The sequence below is a fragment of the Xanthobacter sediminis genome (assembly GCF_043195015.1).
Lineage (GTDB): Bacteria > Pseudomonadota > Alphaproteobacteria > Rhizobiales > Xanthobacteraceae > Xanthobacter.
The window spans coordinates 93699-115371 of record NZ_JBAFWH010000001.1 but is presented as its reverse complement, the minus strand read 5'-3'; the positions used below and the strand labels follow the sequence as shown (position 1 = coordinate 115371).

The following is a 21673-nucleotide window of genomic DNA, read 5'->3' as shown; positions in this document are numbered from 1 at the left end:
AACACGTTTTGGCTCGACCGTCGGGAGACGTTGCGGTACATGAATTTTAGGGATGGCAATGTTGAAACCGCAGAAGACAACCTGCGGTAGTGACATAAATAATAAAAATATCCGACCGCGCGGAATATCAAGGGCTGAATAACGCTGGTTCACACCAGTAAATGGGCATGACATTGATTTCTTTTGCTGCTTGTGACCTTGCGATCATTGGCCACGCATGCCGCCTCCCGGGGGCGGACAATACGGCCTCCCTGTGGCGCCTGATGCTGGAAGGGCGCTCGGCCGTCCGGGACTTGCCCGAGGGCCGATGGGCGATCGACCGCGCGCTCCACCCCCGTCGCACCGAGCCTGGCTTCGCCTACACCTTCGCTGGCGGCTACATTGAGGATCCGTTCGCGTTCGATCCGGTCGCCTTCGGCATCTCGCCGCGCGAAGCACAGCAGATCGATCCCCAGCAGCGCGTTCTGCTCGAGGTGGTCTGGCGGGCGCTGGAGGATGCCGGCATTCCTGCTTCGGCCACCGCGCGCCAGTCGGTCGGCGTCTACGTGGGCGCCTCGAACGTGGACTACCAGTCCAGTGCCTCGGGCGATCCCGCGTCGGTCGAGAGCCACTTCATGACCGGGAACGCCCTGGCCATCATCTCGAACCGGCTCTCCTACGTCTTCGACTGGGTCGGCCCCAGCTTCACGGTGGATTCCGCCTGCTCGTCGTCCTTCGTCGCGCTGGCGCAGGCGGCGCGCGCGCTGGAGGCGGGGGAGATCGACACTGCGGTGGTGGCTGGCGTCAACCTGCTGCTCTCGCCCGCGCCATTCGTGGGCTTCTCGCGCGCGTCCATGCTCTCGCCCACCGGCCGCTGCCGTCCCTTTTCCGGCGCGGCCGACGGCTATGTGCGCTCGGAAGGCGCCATCGCGCTGGTGCTGCGCCGGCGGGAGGATGCGCTCGCCGCGCGCAACCGCATCCACGCCGTGGTGGCGGGCGCGGGCGTCAATTCCGATGGGCGCACTTCCGGCATCGCGCTGCCTTCCGTGGAGGGACAGCGCCGGCTGATCGAGGACACCTACGGCGCGCTCGGTCTCAGCCCGGACGACCTCGCCTTCGTCGAGGCGCACGGCACCGGCACGCCGGTGGGCGATCCCATCGAGGCCGAGGCCATCGGCACCGCGCTCGGTCGGGCGCGCGCCACCGCGCTGCCCATCGGCTCGGTGAAGTCCAACATCGGCCACCTGGAGTGCGTGTCAGGCCTCGCCGGCCTCATGAAGGCGACGCTGGCGCTCCAGCACCAAGTCTATCCGCGCACCATCCACCTCGACAGCCTCAACCCCCGCGTGGATTTCGCGGCGCTGAACCTCGCGCCCGCCATCGCCGACGTGGCCTTCGACCGCGCGCGCACCCCGTTCGCCGGCATCTGCAACTACGGCTTCGGCGGCACCAACGCCCATGTGGTGCTGCGGGCGGTGGAGCCGGCGCCGGCGGCGCCCTCCCCGAGCGCGACGGCCCGGCTGCTCGTGCTCTCGGCCCGCTCCCAGGAGGCGCTGCGCGCCCTTGCCGGCCTCCATGCGGAGCGCATCGAGAACAGCGCGAACGTTCCCGCCGAAACTGCCGCCGCGGTGCGCCACCAGCGCGACCTGCTCGACCAGCGCCTCGCCGTGCCGCTGGAGGACACCACCGCTGCGGCCGCCGCCCTGCGCCGCTTCGCGGCCGGAGAAAAGGACGATGCCGGCGTCGCCGCCGGCACCGCCGCTACGCGGTCGGGCAAGCTCGCTTTCGTCTACAGCGGCAACGGCGCCCAATGGGCCGGCATGGGCCGCGCGGCGCTGGCGCGCAGCGCCGCCTTCCGCGCCGCCTTCGAGGAGATCGACCAGCTCTATCTGGCCGAAGGCGGCTGGTCGCTGCGGGAGAAGCTCCTGGCGCCGGGCCTGGAGGCGGACATCGAGCGGACATCGGTGGCCCAGCCCCTGATCTTCGCCATCCAGTGTGCCCTCACCAGCGCGCTCGCGGATTTCGGCGTGCGGCCGGATGCGGTGCTGGGCCACAGCGTCGGCGAGGTGGCCGCAGCCGCGGCGAGCGGCGCGCTCGACCTACGGGAAGCGGTCCACCTCATCCACCACCGCAGCCTGCGGCAGGAGATCGCCGCCGGGCGCGGGCGCATGCTGGCGCTGGCGGCCTCGGAAGAGCAGGCCCGCGCCCTTCTCGACGCCCTCGCCCACCCCGACCTCCAGCTCGCGGCCATCAACGGGCCCCACTCCGTCACCCTCAGCGGATCGGGCGAGGCCATCGCGGCGGCGGAGAAAGCGGCGCGCGCCCGGCGCATGGCCACCGTCGCCATCGGCGTCAACTATCCCTTCCACTCCCACCTGCTGGACGACGCGGAGGAGGGCATCCGCGCCGACCTCGCGGGGCTCTCGCCGCGCGCGACGCGGGTCGATCTCGTCTCCACCGTCACCGGCGCCCTCGCCGCAGGCGAGACGCTCGACGCCGGCTACTGGTGGCGCAACATCCGCGAGCCCGTGCGCTTCAGCGATGCGATCGCCTGCGCCGCCGGCCTGGGCGTGACCCATTTCCTGGAGATCGGCCCGCGGCCCATCCTGCTGGCCGCCACCAGCGAGACGCTGCGCGCGGCGGGCGTTTCCGCCGCCTGCATCGGCTCCCTCTCGGAGCGGGACGAGCGGACCGGCGCCGACCCCGTGGCGGTGACCGCCGCGCGGGCGGTCGCGCGCGGCGCGCGGGTGGACGAGACACGGGTGTTCGGCCCGGCGCCGCAGGAACCGGCGGCGCTGCCGCCCTACCCCTTCCAGCGCCAGCGTTTCGTGCTGCCCGAGACCAGCGAGGCGCTGGACGTATTCGGCAGCCTGTTCGGCTCCACGCCGTCCCATCCCATCCTCGGGCGCAAGGTGAGCCAGGGAGTGCCGGAATGGCGCGGCTTCGTGGACGCCGAGGTGGTGCCCTATATCGCGGACCATCAGGTCCAGGACGACATCGTGGTGCCCGGCGCCTCGCTCGCCGAGATGGTGCTCTCGGTGGGGCGCCAGATGTTCGGCGACGGCCCTCTGGAGCTGTCGGACTTCGACGTGCTGCGCCCGCTCACCCTCTCGGACGGCGCCATGCGCGAGGTGTCCACGCGCTTCGACGAGGCGACGCGGCGATGCGAGATCTGGGCGCGGCGGCGTCTCGGCGGCGGCGCCTTTCTGCTCCATGCGGTGGGGCATGTGGCGCCCGCCTCCGGCACCCCCGCGGAGCCGGTCTGGCCTGATCGCACGCGCCTCTTCCCCGTCACCGGCGCGGAGGTCTACGCCGCCTCCGAGCGCTGCGGCCTCCATTACGGGCCGAGCTTCCGCCGGATGATCTCGCTCGAGCGCGACGCCGACGGCGGCATCGGCCTGCTGGCGCCGGGTACGCTGCCGCTCGGCCATTTCCAGAACAGGCACGTCATCGACCCCGCCGGGCTCGATGCCGCGCTCCATCCGCTCTCGCTGGACTCGGAGCCGATCTATGGCGAAGTCCGCACCCACCTGCCCGTGCGCATCGCCAGCCTGACGGTGTGGCAGCCCGGCGTGCCGATCGTTCACACCATCCTGCGCCGCGCGCGCCAGAACCGCTTCACCGCCGCCGTCGATGTGGTTCTGATGGCGGAAGACAAGTCCGTGGTGGCGGAGATCAAGGACCTCGTGCTGCGCGACGTGCTGCTCTCGCGCCAGGATGACGAGGAGCGCCAGTTCCACCTCGAGCTGGAGCCGCTGCCGCCGGCCGGCTCGCGCGCGGCGGCGGAGGCCCCGGCGCCCGAGGTGCCGGAAGGCGCCGATGCCCCCGCCCTGCTCCTGCTGCGCGGCTTCGTGCGCTCGCACGTCTACGAGACCGTGCGGGCCCTCGGCGCCGACATCCTGCCCGCCGCCCTCGCCCTCACCGGGGAGATCGACAGGGGCGCCGAAGCGCTCCTGTCCCGCCTGCTGGAGCATCTGGCCGGGCTGGGCCTCGCCGAAGGCGGGGAAGCCGGCTGGCAGCTCCTTGAAGCGGAGCTGCCGGCGGCCGATGCCATATTCCGGACCCTGGCGGCGCGTTGCCCCGAGGCGATCGCAGAAATCCGCGTCGCCGCCCATCTCATGGCGACCCTGAAGGACGCCTTGACGCGCGGCACACCCACCGCCTTGCCCCCGTCCCTGGCGGAGCTGGCGGAAGAAGACGCCCTCGCCTTCCGCCCGGCGCTCGACGCGCTGACGCAGACGCTGGACGCGCGGACGAAAGCCGCGGCGCCCTGCCGGCCGCACCTGCTGGTGGCGCGGCCGTGGACGGCGGGGCTGGTGCGCGTGCTGCTGCCGCTCGCGCGCGCGGGCCGTGCCCACGTCACCTTTGCCGGCGCCGACGCCACCGCCTTCGAACGCATCGTGGCCGGGGCCGGCGAGGGCACATTCGCCTTTCTTGATCCCTCCGACGACACGGCGCGCCTGGCGCCAGTGGACCTGGTGGTCGGCCTTGCGGCCGCGCCCCTGTTCGGCGGCAATGCGGAGGAGGGCCAGCGCATCGCCGCCTGGGCGGCGGGAGCCGAAGTGCTGGTCTCCTGCCCTGCGCCGGACAGCGCCATGGACATCCTGCTCGGCGTCGCCGACGCGCCGCACCGGCGCATCCCCGGCGCGGCCGAGACCGAGGCGATGCTGGCCGATGCCGGCTGCGACGCTCCCATGCGCACCGACACCGGCACCGCCTGCCTCCTCCAGGGCCGCCTGCCCGCCGCCGGCATGCCGGCGGAGGCCGCGCACCTGCTCGTGCTCGCCATGCCCGGCACTGCCGCCTTCTGCGCCGCCCTCGCAGGCGAAGGCGACGCGGTGATCGGCCCTGATGCCCCGCTGCCCGCCGGCGAGCCGGCGCCACGCACCGTCGTCGTGCCGCTCGCGGCAGAGCCGGGCCAAGCCCCCCGCGAGGCACTGGCCGGTCACCTGCTGGCGTTGAAGCGCATCCTCGCCTGGGCGCAGGAGGGCGGCGCCCAGCGGGTCTGGGTGCTCACCTCCGGCGCACGCGCGGTGGCGGACGAAGCGCTCGATCCGGTGGCGGTGGCGCTCGCCGCCTTCTGCCGCGTGGCCATGAACGAGCATCCCGGCATCGACCTGCGCCTGCTGGATGCCGAGGCGCTCTCCGCCGAGGCGGCGCCGCGCCTGCGCTCCCGCATCCTGGACGCCGGCCGGGAGACGGAGATTGCCGCCCGCCCCGAGCGCGACTTCGGCCTGCGCGTGCTGCGCGGAACCGCCCGGACCGAGGCCCCGGCCGACGACGCCCGCCGCGTGCGCCTGCATGTGCCGCAGCAGGGCGTGCTTGCCTCCATGGAATGGATCGCAGAGCCGCGCCTCGCGCCCAAGGAGGGCGAGGTCGAGATCGAAGTGGCGGCCACCGGCCTCAACTTCCGCGACGTGATGCTCGCCCTGGGCGCGCTGGACGACGACATCCTCGGCCCCGGCCTCACCAGCACCTCCCTCGGCTTCGAGTGCGCGGGCACGGTGGCGCGCGTGGGGCCGGGCGTCACGCAGCTGAAGGTCGGCGACATGGTGATGGGCTTCGCGCCCGATGCCTTCGCAACCCACGTGACGGTGCCCGCGTGGTACGCCTTCAAGGTGCCCGAGGGCGTGCCACCCGAGGCGGCGGCGGCCATTCCGGTCGCATTTTCCACCGCCTGGTACGCGCTGGTGGAGCGCGCCCGCCTCACGGCGGGAGAGAGCGTGCTGATCCACGGCGGGGCGGGCGGCGTCGGCCTCGCGGCGGTGGCCATCGCCCTGAGCCGCGGCGCGCGCGTCATCGCCACCGCGGGAACGCCCGAGAAGGCGGCGCTGCTGAAGGCCCTGGGCGTCTCGGCGGTCTACAACTCGCGCGACCTCGCCTTCGCCGCCGACATCGCCCGCGACCACGGCAAGGTGGACGTGGTGCTCAACTCGCTGGCCGGCGATGCCATGGCGGCGAGCCTGCGGCTGGTGAAGCCGTTCGGCCGCTTCGTGGAGCTGGGCAAGCGCGACTTCCTCGCCAACACCGCGCTGGGGCTGCGGCCCTTCGCCCGCAACATCAGCTATTTCGGCGTCGATCTCGACCAGCTCCTGGCGCATGATCCGAGCCAGGCCGAAGTGATGATGCGCGACATCGGCGCGGCGTTCGCCTCCGGCGCCCTCGGCCCTATTCCCTACCGGGTGATGACCGGCGAGGAGGTGGAGGAGGCCTACCGCCAGATGCAGGGCGCCCGCCACGTGGGCAAGATCGTGGTGCGCCCTGCCCGTCGCGGACGCCTGCGGCCCGCCGAGCCGCCTGCACCGGTTCTGCGCGAGGGTGTCCACCTGGTGGTGGGCGGCGGCGGCGGCTTCGGCTTCGAGACGGCCATGTGGATCGCGCAGCGCACCTCCGGCATGGTGGTCGCCGCTTCCCGCGGCGGCGTGCGAGAGCCCGACCTCGTCGCGCGCATGGAAGCCGCCAACGCCGCCGGAGCGCGCATCGTTTCCGCGCAGGTGGACGCGCGCGACCCGGCCGCCCTTTCAGCCCTGGTGGAGCAGCTGGTGGCGCAGCACGGCCCGCTGCGCGGCGTCTACCACACCGCCATGGTGCTGGAGGACGGGCTGATCGCGAACCTCGGCCCGCAGAGCCTCGCCACGGTGCTCGCGCCCAAGGTGGACGGCGTGCTCGCGCTCGACCGCATCACCGAGCGCCACCCTGTGGACCAGTTCGTGGTGTATTCCTCGGCCTCCGCCATGATCGGCAGCCCAGGCCAGGGCGCCTATGTGGCCGCCAACGCCTTCCTGGAAGGCGTGGTGCGCAACCGGCGTCGGCGCGGGCTGCCGGGGCTCTCCGTGGGCTGGGGCGCCATCTCCGACGTCGGCGTCATCGCCAAGGACGAAGCGCTGGGCCAGCGCCTGGCACGGGCCACCGGCGTCGCCGGCATCACCTCGCGGGAAGGCCTCGCCTATCTTGGCCGGCTGATCGCCATGGGCGATGCGGCGCCCGCGGTGAACGTCTATGCCCAGGTGAACGGCAGCGCCATCGCCCGGCAGGTCGCGGTGCTGCGGACGCCCACCTTCCCCAACCTGTTCCCCGGCGCCGCCCAGAGCGCCATCGGCGAGAGCGAGGACCTCAGGGACCGGATCGACGGCAAGACCGAGGAGGAGGCCCATGAGATCCTCGACGCCGTGCTCGCGCGCGAGATCGCAGCCATCCTGCGCCTGCCGCTCGACGCGGTGAATGCCGATGCGGTGCTCGCCGACCTCGGCATGGACTCGCTCATGGCCCTGGAGCTGCGGCTGACGTTGGAAAAGAAGTTCAGCCTGGAGCTGCCCCTCCTCTCCATCGGCAGCGGGCGCACGCTCGGCGACCTCACGCGGGTGGCCATCGCCAGCCTGCGCGGCGCCGACGCCTCCGGCACGGCGGAAGAACCAGCCCTCGCGCCGGAGCGCGCAGCCGTCGGAGCACACCGGGCATGAGCGGGCGCGGTACGCTTTCGGAAGACGACCTCGCACGGCTGATGGCCGACATGCAGGTGAGCCCTCCTCCGGCGGCCCGCCCCTCAGCGGCCGCGCGGTCTGCGGCTTCAAGCAAAGCCGGGCGGGCCGCGCTCGTGTCGTTCGCGACCCTGCCCCGGGTCGCCGAGCTGCGCGACCAAGCCCTCGCCGCCCAGGTGCTGGGCCTGGAAAACCCCTATCACCGCGTGCACGAGGTGCGGGCGGGCGCCCTCTCCCGCATCGCCGGGCGCGAGATCCTCAACTTCGCATCCTACGACTACCTCGGCCTGAATGGAGACCCCCGCATCACCCAGGCGGTGGCGCAGGCGGCGGCCGAATGGGGCACCAGCGTCTCCGCCAGCCGCCTCTCGGCCGGCGAGCGGCCTGCCCATGATGCGCTGGAGCAGGCGCTGGCCGCCCTCTATGGGGCCGAGAGCGCGCTCGTCTTCGTGAGCGGCCACGCCACCCCGCTCGCGGTGCTGCCGACCCTGCTGGGGCCGAAGGACCTCATCGTCCACGACGCCCTCATGCACAATTCGGTAGTGCTGGGCGCCCAGCTCTCCGGCGCGGCCCGGCGCAACTTCCCCCACAACGACCTCGATGCCCTCGAAGCCATGCTGGCGCGCGACCGCGACCGTTTCGAGCGCGTACTCGTCGTCTCCGAGGGGCTGTTCTCCATGGATGGCGACGGGCCGGACCTTGAGCGCCTCGTGGCGCTGAAGGAGCGCTTCGGCTGCTGGCTCATGATCGACGATGCCCACGGCCTGGGCGTGCTCGGCGCCACCGGACGCGGCATTGCGGAGCATGCGGGCGTCGATCCCGGCCGGGTCGACATCTGGTTCGGCACCCTCTCCAAGACGCTGGTGAGCTGCGGCGGATACATCGCCGGCCCGGCCGTGCTCACCGCCTATCTGAAGGCGCTGGCGCCGGGCATGGTCTACTCGGTCGGCATGCCCGTGCCGGTCGCCGAGGCGGCACGCACCGCGCTCGCCATCATGCGCGCAGAGCCCGAGCGCGTGGCCCGGCTCCAGGCCAACAGCCGGCGGTTCCGCGACCGCGCGGAGGCGGCGGGCTTCGACACCGGTGCCGCCTGGGGCGCGGGCATCGTGCCGGTGATGGTGGGCGACGCCCTGCGCACGGTGACACTGGCGCAGCGGCTGCTGGAGCGGGGCGCCAATGCCTTCCCGGTGCTGCCGCCGGGGGTGCCCGAGCACTCCGCGCGGCTGCGCTTCTTCATCTCCGCCGCGCACCAGCCGGACCACATCGACACCGCCGTTGCGGCACTGGCCGAAGAAGGCGCGAAGCTCGGCCTCGGCCGCGTGTGAAGCCACCCGGGCCAGGTCTTCGAGCGGCGCCAAGTGCCTTCGCACAAGCGATGCGCAGGCTTAGCCGAAGGCCCGTGTGTCAAGCTCGAGGACCTTTGGCGCGGCGGCAGCGAGCCCGGCTAGTGACCGGCACCGAGGGTCGCCGTGGCTCGCGCGGCGCTCCGGCTTGGTTACCGCCGGGCGCGGGCGACGACGGCTTCCACCGCGCCCAGCCATGCCGCGAACGCCGTGTCCCAGCCGATGACCGCGCGGCGGGCCATCAAGCCTTCCCGCAGCCGCGCGCGCAGGGTCTCTTCCCGCACCAGCCGCGCCACCGCCGCGACGAGGCCGCCGGTGTCGTGTGGTGAGAACAACAGGCCGGTCTCCCCGTCCGCGATCTGGTCCGGCAGGCCGCCCGCGCGCGGCGCCAGGACAGGCAGGGCGCTCGCCTGGGCCTCCAGCACGGCGAGGCTCGCATTCTCATGCCGGGAGAGGGTGGCGCAGGCGTCGCCATTGGCAAGGAGAGCCGGCATCCGCACGCGGGGCACGGCCCCCAGCAGATGGCCGTGGGCAAGGCCCTGCGCCAGCATCGCCTCCACCTGAGGCCGCAGCTCCCCCTCCCCCGCCACGACCACGGCAAGCGCATCGCCGAGCAGGCGGCCGAGGCGCGGCAGGGCCTGCGCCCACTGTGCCCAGCCCTTGTCCGGCGTAAGCCGGCCCACGACGAGCAGCACGAAGCGCGCGTCGAGCGCCGGCAGCCCCCATTCCTGCCGCCAATAGCCCGCACGTCGGAGCCCCGGGGTGAAAAGAGAGGTGTCGGCGCCATTGAACGGCCCGCAGACGCCATTGACCAGCCCCGCCCCTTCCAGGCGCCGCAGCATCGCCGCGCCCGGCACCAGGGTCGCATCATAGCGATTGAACAGCGTGGCCACCGCTTGCCACCCCAGGGCCGAAAGCCAGCGCGGATGCCGTTCCCCCACCACATAGTCCACGAACGGCGTATGGAAGAAGGCGATGAGGGGGACGCCATGGCGCCGGGCGAAGGCGCGGGCTGGCACCCGCATCAGGCCGAGCGCAAGCCGGTCCGGCTCATCCACATGAATGACGTCCGGTCGGAACGCCGCGAGCGCGCGCCAGATCTCGCCCTGCGCGGCGCGCACGGGGTTGCGATCCGCCGGAACGGTGCCGAACGGCGCACTCGACAGGGGAACATGAACAACGCCCGGCGGCACCAGGCCGGGCGGGATCTCGCGACCCGGCCGCGGCGCCAGCAGAAGCACCGCATGGCCAGCGGCAGCAAGCCGCGCGGCCCTCTCGTGCACGCTCACCGCCACCCCGTCCAGCACCGGCAGGTAGCTGGAGGATAGGATTGCGATCCTCATGCCTTCCGCGCCCGCACCGACGCGCCCATCCCTGCGGCCGCAGGGCCATAGAGGGCAAGCACGTCGTCAGCCATGTCGGCCTCAGTGCGGACGTAGCGCGTGGCGGTGCTCATGCGCGGCGCGAGGGTGGGATCGTCCGTGAAACGGCACAGGACGGCGGCCAGCGCATCGGCGTCCCCCCGCCGGAATGCGAAGCCGCTCACGCCCTCGTTCACGAATTCCGTCATGCCCGGCACATCGGCCACCACCACCGGCGTGTGGGTGGCGAGCGCCTTCAGCAGCGTGAGCGGCCCGTTCTCGTACCAGAGCGACGGCAGCACGAGCACATCGAGCTCGGCCATCACCGCCGCCGTGTCGGCTGGGTCGAACAGGCCTCGGAACCGCACCGGCAGATGCTCCGCCACCGCCCGCAGGTCACGCGCATAGTCCGGTTCAAGCTCCTCGGAGCCCCAGATATCCAGGGTGGCCGAAGCCGGCGGCAGCGTGCGCAGCGCCTGCAGCAGCAAATGCGGCCCCTTGTGGGCGAGCAATTGCCCGATGAACCCCAGCCGCAGCGGCCCCGCCGGGCGCGCCGGCTTCGGCCGCCGGTCGATCTCGATGCCGAAATTGCTGCGCACGAGCCGGGTTGGCGCGCCCTGGGCCCGAAACACGCTTTCCAGGAAGGCCGTGGGGGCGATGGCGGCGCGGTAATGCGCCATGGCCGCGAGCATCACCTGCGGACGGCTCAGCACGGCGCGCGCGTCCGCTCCTCCGGAGAAGAGCAGAAACGGCGCGAAGCGCGTGAACGCCTGCGCGCACGCATCCCGGAGCAGGGGATGGCTGAGCGCCCGCCAGACAGGGGAGGATGGCTGCTGCTGGCTGCGCAGGGTGAGCCCGCAGCGCATGCAATTGAGCCGCGATGCGTCGGGCCCCCCGCAGGCCCCACCATGGGCCTGCTCCAGCATGCCCGTGAGACAGATGTTGAAGAAGTCCGTAAGGGTCGCGAACACCGGGATTCCGAGGCCTGCCGCCACCTGCGGCAGCACCGCTGTGAAGTTCGCGAGATGACACACGTGCACCACGTCCGGCGCGATCCTCCGCAGGAGGGTCGCGAGCAGCGGGGCGAGCGAGGGCTGGTCATAGGCATCGCGCACGTTTCGCGGCGGATGGCGGTTGCGGTCGATGCGCAGCACGCGGATGCCAGCGTGGACATAGCTCTCCACCTCCCGCGCCTGAGGCGGTTCGCCCGCTTGCCGCGCTGTGACGACCACCACCTCGTGCCCGCGCGCCGCGAACGCCCGCGCCAGGGCGAGGGTGTAGAACTCCGTGCCGTAGACGTGATCCGGATAAAAGGCGTGAACGAACAAGGCGATGCGGAGCGCCCGGCCCGCCTTCAGCCCATTGTCGTGATCGGGAAACGTGCGCATGGGCCCCAGGGTAAAGATCCGGCCGGGCAATGTCGCCGGCGGGGCAACTCGCGGCCCCGATCCGGATTCGCTGTTCCAGTGGAGTGCCCCGGCAGTTTCCGGGATGACGCAATGTAATTCAAGCAGATCATTTCGCTTGCGCAGCATGTCGCGGTGAAGCGCCGCGACCGGCGGTGCGACACATGGGGAATACCCCCATCCGGCCGAGCACCTTCCGCCTCGCCCTCCCCCCTTCTCCCCCATCGGAGGGGCTACTGAAGCCTTAGCTCCCACCAGTGGAACGAACACCCTTTGCAATGTTCAGCACCGCAGGGCCGCGCGCTATGAATGGCACAAGAGTTTTCATGCGAATGGGGGTCATGATGGCACTGGACCCTGTAACACAGGAAGATCAGAACGATATCGTCCTGGCTCCACCTTTGGATCTATCGAGCATCCTGGGCACCTCGTTCGGGGACATCATAAGCGTCTCGAACATCGAGCAGCTCCTGGCCAGCCTCGCCTTCACCCAGAGCCCGAATGACAATGGGATGGGCATCGGCGTCAACGCTTCAGCCGATGCAGTTGGCACGGATACTTTCACATCCCTTGACATCTCTCTTGAGCTGGAAACCTATTCCTGGGGTGCCCTGGCCCTCGGCCACGCCTCCCTGCAAGCACTGGCGCTAGGCAACGCGGACGACGCACTGCTCGCCCAGACCGACTGTGCGCTCGACTTCAGCGGTGCCGATTTCATCCTCGTCATCAATCAGTCGCAGTATGGCAGCGGGGCGTTCGGAGACTCCCTCTGGACCGCTTCCACCACCGATGTCGTCTTCCTCGCCATCGACATCGCCGGACTCGCGCCGGTGAACGGTCCGCTGGTGATGGAGATGGATTACAACACCGCCATGTGCGAGCTGCCGGGGCTCATCTCGGGGAATCTGGCGCAATACAATGTCGATAACGTCGCCCAGGGCGACGACAGCCTGGTCACCGTCGATGTGACCAACCTCGCCGTGGAAGACCGCCTCTCCAGCACTTATGCCACCCTGGCCGCTGCCGTCGACTACGAGCGTGACTGCGGCTGCGGTGATCCCGGCGACGGCGGAGACGGAGGCGATGGCGGCGACCCCGGCGGCGGTGGAGATGGCGGCGACGGCGGTGATCCCGGCGGCGGTGGAGACGGTGGAGACGGCGGAGACCCCGGCGGCGGTGGAGACGGAGGCGGCGACGAAGGCGACCCGCCCGGCGATACTGGGGGCGGCGACGGCGGCGCATTCCCGGTCAATCCCGGCGTTGACCCGCCCGCCGATCCCGGTATTCCCTTCGAACCCGGTGACGGCGAGCCCCAGGGCGGATCGAGCGACCCGACCACAGCGCCCGGCAATGGCGGCACGGTTGATAATGGGTCCGGCGGTGGAACATCCGCTGGCGGCGGCTCCGGCGGCAACGGCACGTCCGGCTTGCCCGAGGCACATTTCACCGGGCCTTCGAGCTGGGTGTGGACCGACGCCTTCTTCACCACTTTCGCCGCGCGGTTCTGTGCCGCGGCGCACCCGGAGCTGCGCCTTGCGGGCGGAGATTCGAGCGGCCCCACCGCACAAGACTGGAGCGACGCGATCGCGAGGCCCGACCTCCATCTGATCGATGTCAGCTTCTGGAGCTAGCGGCCCTTCAGGGGAAACGACAGCCGGCGCGCGGAAGGACCGCGCACCGGCTCCACATCTGCCGCGCCCGCACGGCGCAATGCCGGCACGTCCCTCTCCGGCAACCTCCATGAGATCCTCCACATCAAGTCCAGCCGGGCCGAAGGCCAGGCCCGGCCCGCCCCCTGAGGGATGGCGCTGCGGCAATTCCCCAAGCAGGTCGAGCGCATATGGAGTAATGTACAGGTTGCTCCTTCCCTCTACTTCCTTCGACCCGTAAAGGCTCCTTGGGTGAGTAAAGCGTAATCCCGCGTTTCTCTGCACAGTGCATCCGCTAAAATGCTGGAGGCATTAGACCGAGAGGCGCGCCATGTCAGCCGCATATGCTTCGACGTTCAGTCAGAACATGTCGGTCGTACAGACCGGGAGCGGGTCCGGGGGCGACACCAGCTCGCTGGAACAGACGTCCATCTCCCTCGCGGTCGCGACCGGGCCCGCCACCTCCACCCAGGAAGAGGGGATGGCGCTCCAGCTTTCCGGAGACGCCTTCGCCGCGGGCGAGAACACTCTCGCGACCGCGGCCGTGGACGTTGTGGTCACCGGCGACGCCCAGGTTCAATCGGCCTACGCGGTCGGCGAGTTCACCGCCTGGGGCCAGGGCACGGCCGGCGCCTATGCCACGGCATCGAGCGTCGGCGCCATCACCGGCGATGCCGACCACACCTTCAGCCTCAGCTACACCGCGGTCTTCTCCAGCCAGGACCAGGCTTCGTCCGAATGGACGGCGACCTCCCTCACAGAGCTGTACGCGCTGGACATCGATGGCATTCCGGGAATCGCCTTCGAGGACACGGCCTCAGCCGGCACGGCCCCCTCTGTGGAGGAGCCGGCCGCCGCCGAGCCACAGCCAGCGTGCGGCTGCGACGCCCCGGACAACTGGGACATCACGGTGGACGGGAACCTCGCCCTGTTCGACATCTCCGCCGCGGCGATCGGCGACAACAGCCTCACCCTTGTGGACTTTTCGGCCATCACTGTAGAGGACCAGCTCTCGAGCGTGTCGGTCGTGGTCGCGGCCGCCATCGGCTGAGCCAGGCCGGCGCAAGCATACGGGCGCCAGAGAGCACCATCATACGCCTTCCTCTTCAAAACCATCACCAGAACGATACCCCCAGGTGAAGAAAATATACTCCGTTGGTTTAGTCATCCGGTTGCTCTTTTGACCTTGGATCAGCGAAAAACTACTTTCTCGATGTCGGCGAGACGCTCGACATCTTCGCAATGGAGACGAACATGTCCTACGATCCTTGGAACGGCGGCCACGGCGGTGACAACGGCGACTTCAACTGGGACCTCGACGTGACCTACGACTTCGCGTCGTATGTCGACCTCAACTTCGACACCACGACCACCTATGAGAGCTCGTTCGATCCGTCGGTGAACTTCGACATGTGCATCGACATCAGCGGCAACTTCGCCGGCTTCAATGTCGACGTCCAGGCCGTGGGCGACGACAGCGCCACCGAGGTGAACCTCGCCGTGGTGGTCACGGACGACTACTCCAGCATCGCCCTGTCCGGCTACGCTGCGGTGGCCTGATTGCCGCATTAAGACGGCAACATACTCTGTTTCCAGTTGCCTGGGAGCCCTGGGGCCGCCGCCCTCAGGGCTCCTTTTTACTTTTGTTTTATGTTTTTACCGCGGAGGTATTTTAACGCCTCCAGCATTAATAATGTTGAATATACAAATCGATTTTCCGCACCGCAGCAAAATCATATTCGTCATTGAAGCAATCAACCTGCATTCTACCACTTGAGTATTATAAACCTACACCCTACACGGCTGAATGGCTGCTGCCCCATGTGGGCTGTTGTTTGGCGTACTCTTCGGCATTTAAGGTTTCCCCCACTCCATCCGAACAATGGATCGGAAAACGGGAGAGTGGGTCATGTCGACAACGATAAAGATTTCTCGACTGGTAATCGGGTCATCGTCCACGACTTCCACGTCGAATTCGGCCTCGGCATCCACGCTCGCAAGCCCGCTGAGCGTCACCGCGACGACGAGCGCACTCGCGCTCACCGCGGCCACCGTTCCGCCCTCCTACCAGCTCATCGGCCTCACGTCCGGCAACGACACCTATGAGCTCACCGCCTCCGGGCGCTTCAAGATCCAGGGCCTCGCCGGCAACGACATCATCACCGTGCGCGCCGGCACCGACGGCGGCGACTATCTCGACGGCGGGGCCGGGAACGACACCCTGACCGGCGCCGAGAGCGACGACGTGCTCGACGGCGGCGACGGCACCGACAAGCTCACCGGCGGGGCGGGCAACGATCTGCTGCGCGGCGGCGCCGGCGGCGATACCCTCATCGGCGGAGACGGCATCGACACGGCGGATTATTCCACCTCCACCGCCGCCGTCACCATGTCGCTCAACCTCAACCCCACGCTCACCTCGCGCGGGGCCGGCGGCCACGCCACCGGCGATACGCTTCTCGGGATCGAGAACCTCATCGGCTCCGCCTACAACGACGTGCTCTCGGGCAATGGCCTCGACAACGTGCTGATCGGCCTGCTGGGCAACGACGTTCTGCGCGGCAACGACGGCAACGACACCCTGATCGGCGACACCATCATCGACGTGGACGGCAATGGCGTTCCCGACGACGACGACGGCGACGGCATCCCCGACGGGGTGAACACCACCGTCGCCGGCGGCAACGACACCCTCGACGGCGGCGCCGGCGACGACCGTCTGTTTGGCGGCGGCGGCAACGACACCGTACTCGGCGGGTTCGGCAACGACAGCCTCTACGGCGGCATGGGCGACGATCTGCTCAGCTCCGGCGACGGCGACGACCTGCTCGACGGCGGTGACGGCGACGACCAGCTCCTGGCCGGCTTCGGCAACGACACCCTGATCGGCGGTGCCGGCAACGACATGCTCAACGCCTCGAGCGGCGACGATTACCTCTCCGGTGGCGATGGCGACGACGACCTCAACGCAGGCGACGGAGCCGACCAGTTGTTCGGTGATGCCGGCAATGACAAGCTCATGGCCGGGGCCGGCGACGACCAGCTCTATGGCGGCACCGGCAACGACAACCTCGACGGTGGCAGCGGTGCCGACGTGCTGGACGGCGGCGACGGCATCGACACGGCCGATTATTCGGCGGGCGGCGCCGTGGGCGTGGACCTCGCCGCCAACGCCGGCTCGGGCGCGGCGGCCGGCGATACCTATATTTCCATCGAGAATATCATCGGCTCGGCGGCGAACGACATCCTGGCGGGCGATGCGGGCGACAACACCCTCACCGGCGGTGGCGGGGCAGACACCCTGGTGGGACAGGGCGGCCTCGACACGGCGGATTATTCCGGCTCGGCCGCCGCCGTCACCATCCAGCTCAATGCCACCGACGCCGATCCCACCGCCGCCGGCACCGGCCTCGGCGGCGATGCGGAGGGTGATACCCTCATCCTCATCGAGCGCCTCATCGGCAGTGCCTTCGCCGATACCTTCATCGGCAGCGCCCGCGCCGACATCTTCGTGGGCGGCGCGGGCGCCGACATCCTGAACGGCAACGGCGGCTCGGACACCGCCGAATACTCCACGTCCGCCACCGGCGTGACGGTGACGCTGGATGCCCTGGCCACCACGACCGGCATCGGCGGCGACGCAGAAGGCGACCAGCTCACCAGCATCGAGAACCTCATCGGTTCAGCCTTCGATGACGTGCTGATCGGCGCCGCCGGCGCCAACCGGCTGGAGGGCGGGGCCGGCAACGACCGCCTGGTCGGCGGCCTCGATGCCGACCGGCTCATCGGCGGCGCGGGCATCGACACCGCCGACTATTCGGCCTCCGCCAGCGCTGTGGGCGTTGCCCTCTTCGCCAGCGACGACCCCAACATCGTCACCACCGGCGCGGGCGGCGATGCCCAGGGCGACCAGCTCAGCCAGATCGAAAACCTGATCGGCTCCGCCTTCAACGACACGCTCCAGGGCAGCGCCGTGGCGAATCGCCTGGAAGGCGGCGCCGGCAACGATACCCTGCGCGGCCAGGGCGGCGCCGACATCCTGATCGGCGGCGACGGCACCGACACCGCCAGCTATTCGACGTCCACGGCCGGGGTCACCGTCGCCATCAGCGCCACGGCCACCACCGTGGGCGCCGGCGGCGATGCCGAGGGCGACCAGCTCACCGGCATCGAGAACCTCACCGGCTCGGCCTACAACGACACCCTTATCGGCAGCACCGCCGCCAACCGACTGGAAGGCGGCGGCGGCAACGACACGCTGCGCGGCGGCGCCGGGGCGGACGTGCTGGTGGGCGGCGACGGCATCGACACCGCCGACTACTCCACCTCCTCCGCCGCCGTGACGGTCACGCTCACGGCCAACGCCGCCCAGGCCACCATCGGCAGCGGCGGCGATGCCCAGGGCGACCAGCTCAACACCATCGAGAACATCATCGGCTCCGCCTTCAACGACACCCTCGTCGGCAGCACCGGCGACAACAAGCTGGTCTCCGGCGCGGGCAACGACGTGCTGCGCGGCGGCAGCGGCGCCGACGTGCTGGTGGCTAACGGCGCCGGCTCGAAGACCCTCTATGGCGAGGGCGTCAGCGACGGTGGATCGGCGGGGGTGGACACCTTCAAGATCCTCGGCGGCACCAACCTCATCGCCGGGTACCAGACGGGCGAGGACGTCTACGTGAACAGCCTCACCCAGGCACCCAGCCTGGTCCAGGTGTACGGCAGCTCCGACCCGACACTGGCGGTGCGCCTCGTGGGGAGCACCCACACCACCTACGTGGTGGTGGGCTCCCTCACCGATCTCGCGGCTGCCCAGGCGGCAGCCAATACCTTCGTCCAGAACGACCTGTTCGTGGACTCCGGCCTCATCGCCTGAAGCAAGGCCTGCGCAAGAGGGAGGACAGGTCATGTCGCGACGGGATCGCAGCGGGCCGGGTGGACGCGCCACCGAGCTCGACTTCGCCATGGAGCAGTGCCGGCGCTCGGCCGGCACGCTCCTCCTCTTCAGCCTGGCCATCAATATGCTGATGCTGGCCTCGCCCCTCTACATGCTCCAGATCTACGACCGGGTGATGGTCACGGGCAGCGTCAACACGCTGGTGCTGCTCACCATCCTCACCGCGGCGGCGATGCTGCTGATGGGGCTGCTGGATGCCCTGCGCTCCGTGCTCGCGGTGCGCATGAGCTCCTGGCTCTCCGACCGGCTCGGGCCGGTCTACCTGTCCCACTGCGTCCGCGCCCGGCTGATGGGCGACGGCGGCGGAGCGCAGCCCCTGCGTGACATCACGCAGATCCAGAACTTCATCGCCTCGCCCGCCCTCACCGTCTTCTTCGATGCACCGTGGTCGCCGGTGTTCCTGGCGCTCATCTGGATCCTGCATCCGGCACTGGGGGTGCTGGCAGTGTCGTCGGCCGTGATCCTGCTGGCGCTCGGCCTCGCCAACGAGGCGACCACCCGCGGCGCTACGGCGGCGGCGAACCAGGCCCAGATCAACGCTACCCTCCAGGCCGAGACCGTGATCCGCAACGCCGAGGTGGTGCGAGCCATGGGCATGCTGCCCGCGCTCACCGATCGCTGGCGCGCCGCCAACGACGCGAGCGTGAGCGCCTCCCAGGCGGCGGGTGAGCGGTCGAGCTTCATCATCGGCATCACCAAGTTCGCGCGGCTGTTCATGCAGTCGGCGGCGCTCGGCCTCGGCGCCTATCTGGTGCTGAAGGGCGAGCTTTCCGGCGGCGCCATGATCGCCTGCTCCATCCTGCTCGGCCGGGCGCTGGCACCGGTGGAGATGGCCATGAGCAGCTGGCGCAACTTCACCATCGCGCGGCTGGCCTTCCACCGGCTGAAGTCGCGCCTGCACACGACGCCCCAGGAACGCCGGCGCCTGGCCCTGCCCACGCCCACCGGCATCGTCGCGGTGAACGCGGTCACCTACACGCCGCCGGGCGGACGCCCTGTGCTCCACCAGGTCTCCTTCCAGGCGCGGCCGGGCGAGGCCATCGCCATCGTCGGCCCCTCGGCCAGCGGCAAGAGCACCCTGTGCCGACTGCTGGTGGGCGTGGCGCGGCCCTCGGGCGGCGAGGTGCGCCTCGACGGGTCCGACCTCACCCATTGGGACCCCGAGCAGCTCGGGCGCTATCTCGGCTACCTCCCGCAGGACACCGAGCTGTTCCCGGGCACGGTGCGCGAGAACATCGCCCGCATGAAGGGCGGCGACGAGACGGCGGTGATCGAGGCCGCCATGCTCGCCCACGCCCACGAGATGATCCAGCGCCTGCCCAACGGCTACGACACGCCGGTGGGCGACGGCGGGCACCGCCTCTCCGGCGGCCAGCGCCAGCGCATCGGCCTCGCCCGCGCGGTGTACGGCGTGCCGCCCCTCATCGTGCTGGACGAGCCCAACGCCAACCTGGACCAGCAGGGCGAAGCCGCGCTCTCGGCCGCCATCGAGGAGATGAAGCGCCGCGGCTCCACCCTGCTCATCGTCGGCCACCGCCCCTCCACCATCGTGCAGGCGGACAAGATCCTGCTGCTGCGCGACGGCCGCGTGGAGGCATTCGGGGCCCGCGACGAAGTGCTGAAGCGCCTGCGGTTCGTGGCATCGGGCCCCGCCCCGGCTGCGGCCCCCGCCCCGAGCCCGGCCGAACGCATCGCGCAGGCGGACATGCCGGCCATGGGGCCGGCGTCGTGAACCGCCGGCGCCGTCCACGCATCACGAGGAGACATCCCATGTCCCAGTCCCTGACCGTGCTCGACGAACCGAAACAGGGCCGGACCTCTCCCCCGCCTGGCGCGGAAGGCGCCCTGCGGGAGGCCCTGCACGCGCCTACCGTGGTCGGCGTTGTTCTGATCATCGTCTTCCTGGGCGGGTTCCTGCTGTGGGGGTTGTCGGCCCCACTCGCCGGCGGCGCGGTAGCCTCCGGCGTCATCAGCCCGGACGGCAGCCGCCGCACCATCCAGCATCTCGAAGGGGGCATCATCGCCGACCTGAAGGTGCGCGACGGCGATCAGGTCCACGCGGGTCAGCCCCTGGTGCTGCTGGAGCGCGTGCAGGCGGAAACCACGCTGAACGCCCTGCTCAACCAATATTACACGTTGATCGCCATGCAGGCGCGCCTGCGCGCCGAGCTGGCCGACCAGCCGGAAGTCGCCTTCCCCGACGAGCTGATGAACGCGCGGGCAGGCGCCGACCTCGCCTCCATCGTGCGCGGGCAGCGCGTGGTGTTCGAAACCCGGCGCGTCTCGCTCCAGAGGCAGCGGGAGATCCTGCAGCAGCGGATCGAGCAATCCCTGCAGCAGATCAAGGCGCTGGAGGCCCAGGCTGCGAGCGCGCAGGTCCAGCTGCTGCTCATCTCCGAGGAACTGGAGGGCAAGCGCGTGCTGCTGGAGAAGAACCTCATCCGCAAGCCCGAGCTGCTGGCCCTGGAGCGCGCGCGGGCCGACATTGAGGGCCGGCGGGGAGAATATATCGGCATGATCGCCCGCGCCCGCCAGCAGATCGGCGAAACCCAGGTCCAGCTCCTCTCCCTCGACGCGGAGCGCGGCAACGAGGTTTCCGAGCAGCTCGACAAGGTGCGCGTTGAGCTGGCGGGCGTGATGGAGCGCCTGCAGGCGAGCCGCGACGTGCTGGCCCGCACCGTGGTCACCGCGCCCATCAGCGGCACCATCGTGAACCTGCGCTTCAAGACCCTCAGCGGCGTCATCCGCCCCGGCGAGGCCATCCTCGACATCGTGCCGGACAGCGAGCGCCTGCTGATCGAGGCCCGCGTCTCGCCCGTGGACATCGACGTCGTGCACCAGGGGCTGCCAGCCCAGGTTCACCTCACCGCATTCTCCCGCTACGCCCTGCCCCGCATCGACGGCGTCGTCACCTCGGTCTCCGCCGACCGGCTGGTGGACCAGGGCACCGGCCAGGCCTACTTCCTCGCCCGCGTGGAGGTGGATCGCGGAGAGCTCGACCGGCTGAAGAGCGTGGTGGAGCTTCAACCGGGCATGCCGGCGGAAGTGCTGATCGTGACCCAGGAGCGGACATTCGTGGATTACCTCCTCGAGCCGATCCGCGACACCCTGAGGAGAAGCTTCAGGGAGGTATGAATGTAGATTTTCAGATACAACCGATGACGACAAATATAGATAGCTAAGTTCCACTTACGTTCATCAAACGTCGCAAAATTCGGTTGTATTTGCCATCAAAGTGGGCCACATATGGCGTATATACCGAAACGTAAGCCCTTCGACGCCATCGCGATACCGCGTATCTGAGTAGCGCGCAAGGCCCCCAAAACAGTCACAAAAATCAACTTCATGCTTATGAATACTGAATTTGTGAATGTATTAGTACAAATAATAGCAAAAAGAGCTAGAGACCAGCCTTCCCGGCCTAGTGCGACATAAGTACCTTCCGGTGCCGAGGGGGGCAGTTTTCGAAGGCTCTGCGCAAAGTGCTCAAGATGGACATTCGG

The 21673-nt window shown here is 69.8% G+C and carries 10 protein-coding genes; 8 read left to right on the top strand and 2 right to left on the bottom strand.

The genetic code is table 11. From position 1 onward, the window contains the following. Positions 1–161: 161 nt before the first annotated feature. Both V5F61_RS00460 and V5F61_RS00455 read left to right on the top strand, forming a co-directional pair. A complete protein-coding gene (locus V5F61_RS00460) occupies positions 162–7439 on the top strand; it encodes an SDR family NAD(P)-dependent oxidoreductase (protein ID WP_393986908.1) in 7278 nt (2425 codons plus the stop codon). Beyond that, a complete protein-coding gene (locus V5F61_RS00455; protein WP_393986907.1) occupies positions 7436–8782 on the top strand; it encodes an aminotransferase class I/II-fold pyridoxal phosphate-dependent enzyme in 1347 nt (448 codons plus the stop codon). The genes V5F61_RS00460 and V5F61_RS00455 overlap by 4 nt, the downstream gene beginning before the upstream one ends. A gap of 170 nt (positions 8783–8952) precedes the next feature. Here V5F61_RS00455 and V5F61_RS00450 read toward each other — a convergent pair whose 3' ends face one another. Continuing rightward, the gene (locus tag V5F61_RS00450; protein WP_393986906.1) at positions 8953–10143 is read right to left on the bottom strand and encodes a glycosyltransferase; all 1191 of its coding nucleotides are present in this window, start codon (positions 10141–10143) and stop codon (positions 8953–8955) included. Further along, positions 10140–11549, bottom strand: coding sequence for a glycosyltransferase (locus V5F61_RS00445; RefSeq protein WP_393986905.1), 1410 nt, complete (start codon positions 11547–11549; stop codon positions 10140–10142). Before V5F61_RS00445 ends, V5F61_RS00450 begins: the two co-directional genes overlap by 4 nt. A 359-nt stretch (positions 11550–11908) precedes the next feature. On the opposite strand from V5F61_RS00445, the gene V5F61_RS00440 reads away from it, so the two are divergent. The 6 genes from V5F61_RS00440 (at position 11909) to V5F61_RS00415 (ending at position 21305) form a co-directional block, all read left to right on the top strand. Then, a complete protein-coding gene (locus tag V5F61_RS00440; protein WP_393986904.1) occupies positions 11909–13198 on the top strand; it encodes a hypothetical protein in 1290 nt (429 codons plus the stop codon). Positions 13199–13583: 385 nt separating this feature from the next. Beyond that, entirely contained in the window at positions 13584–14267 is a 684-nt protein-coding gene (locus tag V5F61_RS00435) for a hypothetical protein (protein ID WP_393986903.1), read from the top strand. 203 nt (positions 14268–14470) lie between these two features. Then, positions 14471–14776: a hypothetical protein gene (locus V5F61_RS00430; protein ID WP_393986902.1), complete on the top strand. Its 306-nt coding sequence runs from the start codon at positions 14471–14473 to the stop codon at positions 14774–14776. Positions 14777–15125: 349 nt separating this feature from the next. Further along, a complete protein-coding gene (locus V5F61_RS00425) occupies positions 15126–18089 on the top strand; it encodes a beta strand repeat-containing protein (RefSeq protein ID WP_393986901.1) in 2964 nt (987 codons plus the stop codon). A 31-nt stretch (positions 18090–18120) separates the two neighbouring features. After that, complete coding sequence (locus V5F61_RS00420) at positions 18121–19902, top strand: type I secretion system permease/ATPase (protein WP_393986900.1); 1782 nt, start codon at positions 18121–18123, stop codon at positions 19900–19902. Positions 19903–19940: 38 nt separating this feature from the next. Continuing rightward, positions 19941–21305 (top strand): HlyD family type I secretion periplasmic adaptor subunit, encoded by a 1365-nt coding sequence (locus tag V5F61_RS00415; protein WP_393986899.1) that lies wholly within the window; start codon positions 19941–19943, stop codon positions 21303–21305. The last annotated feature ends 368 nt before the right edge of the window (positions 21306–21673 follow it).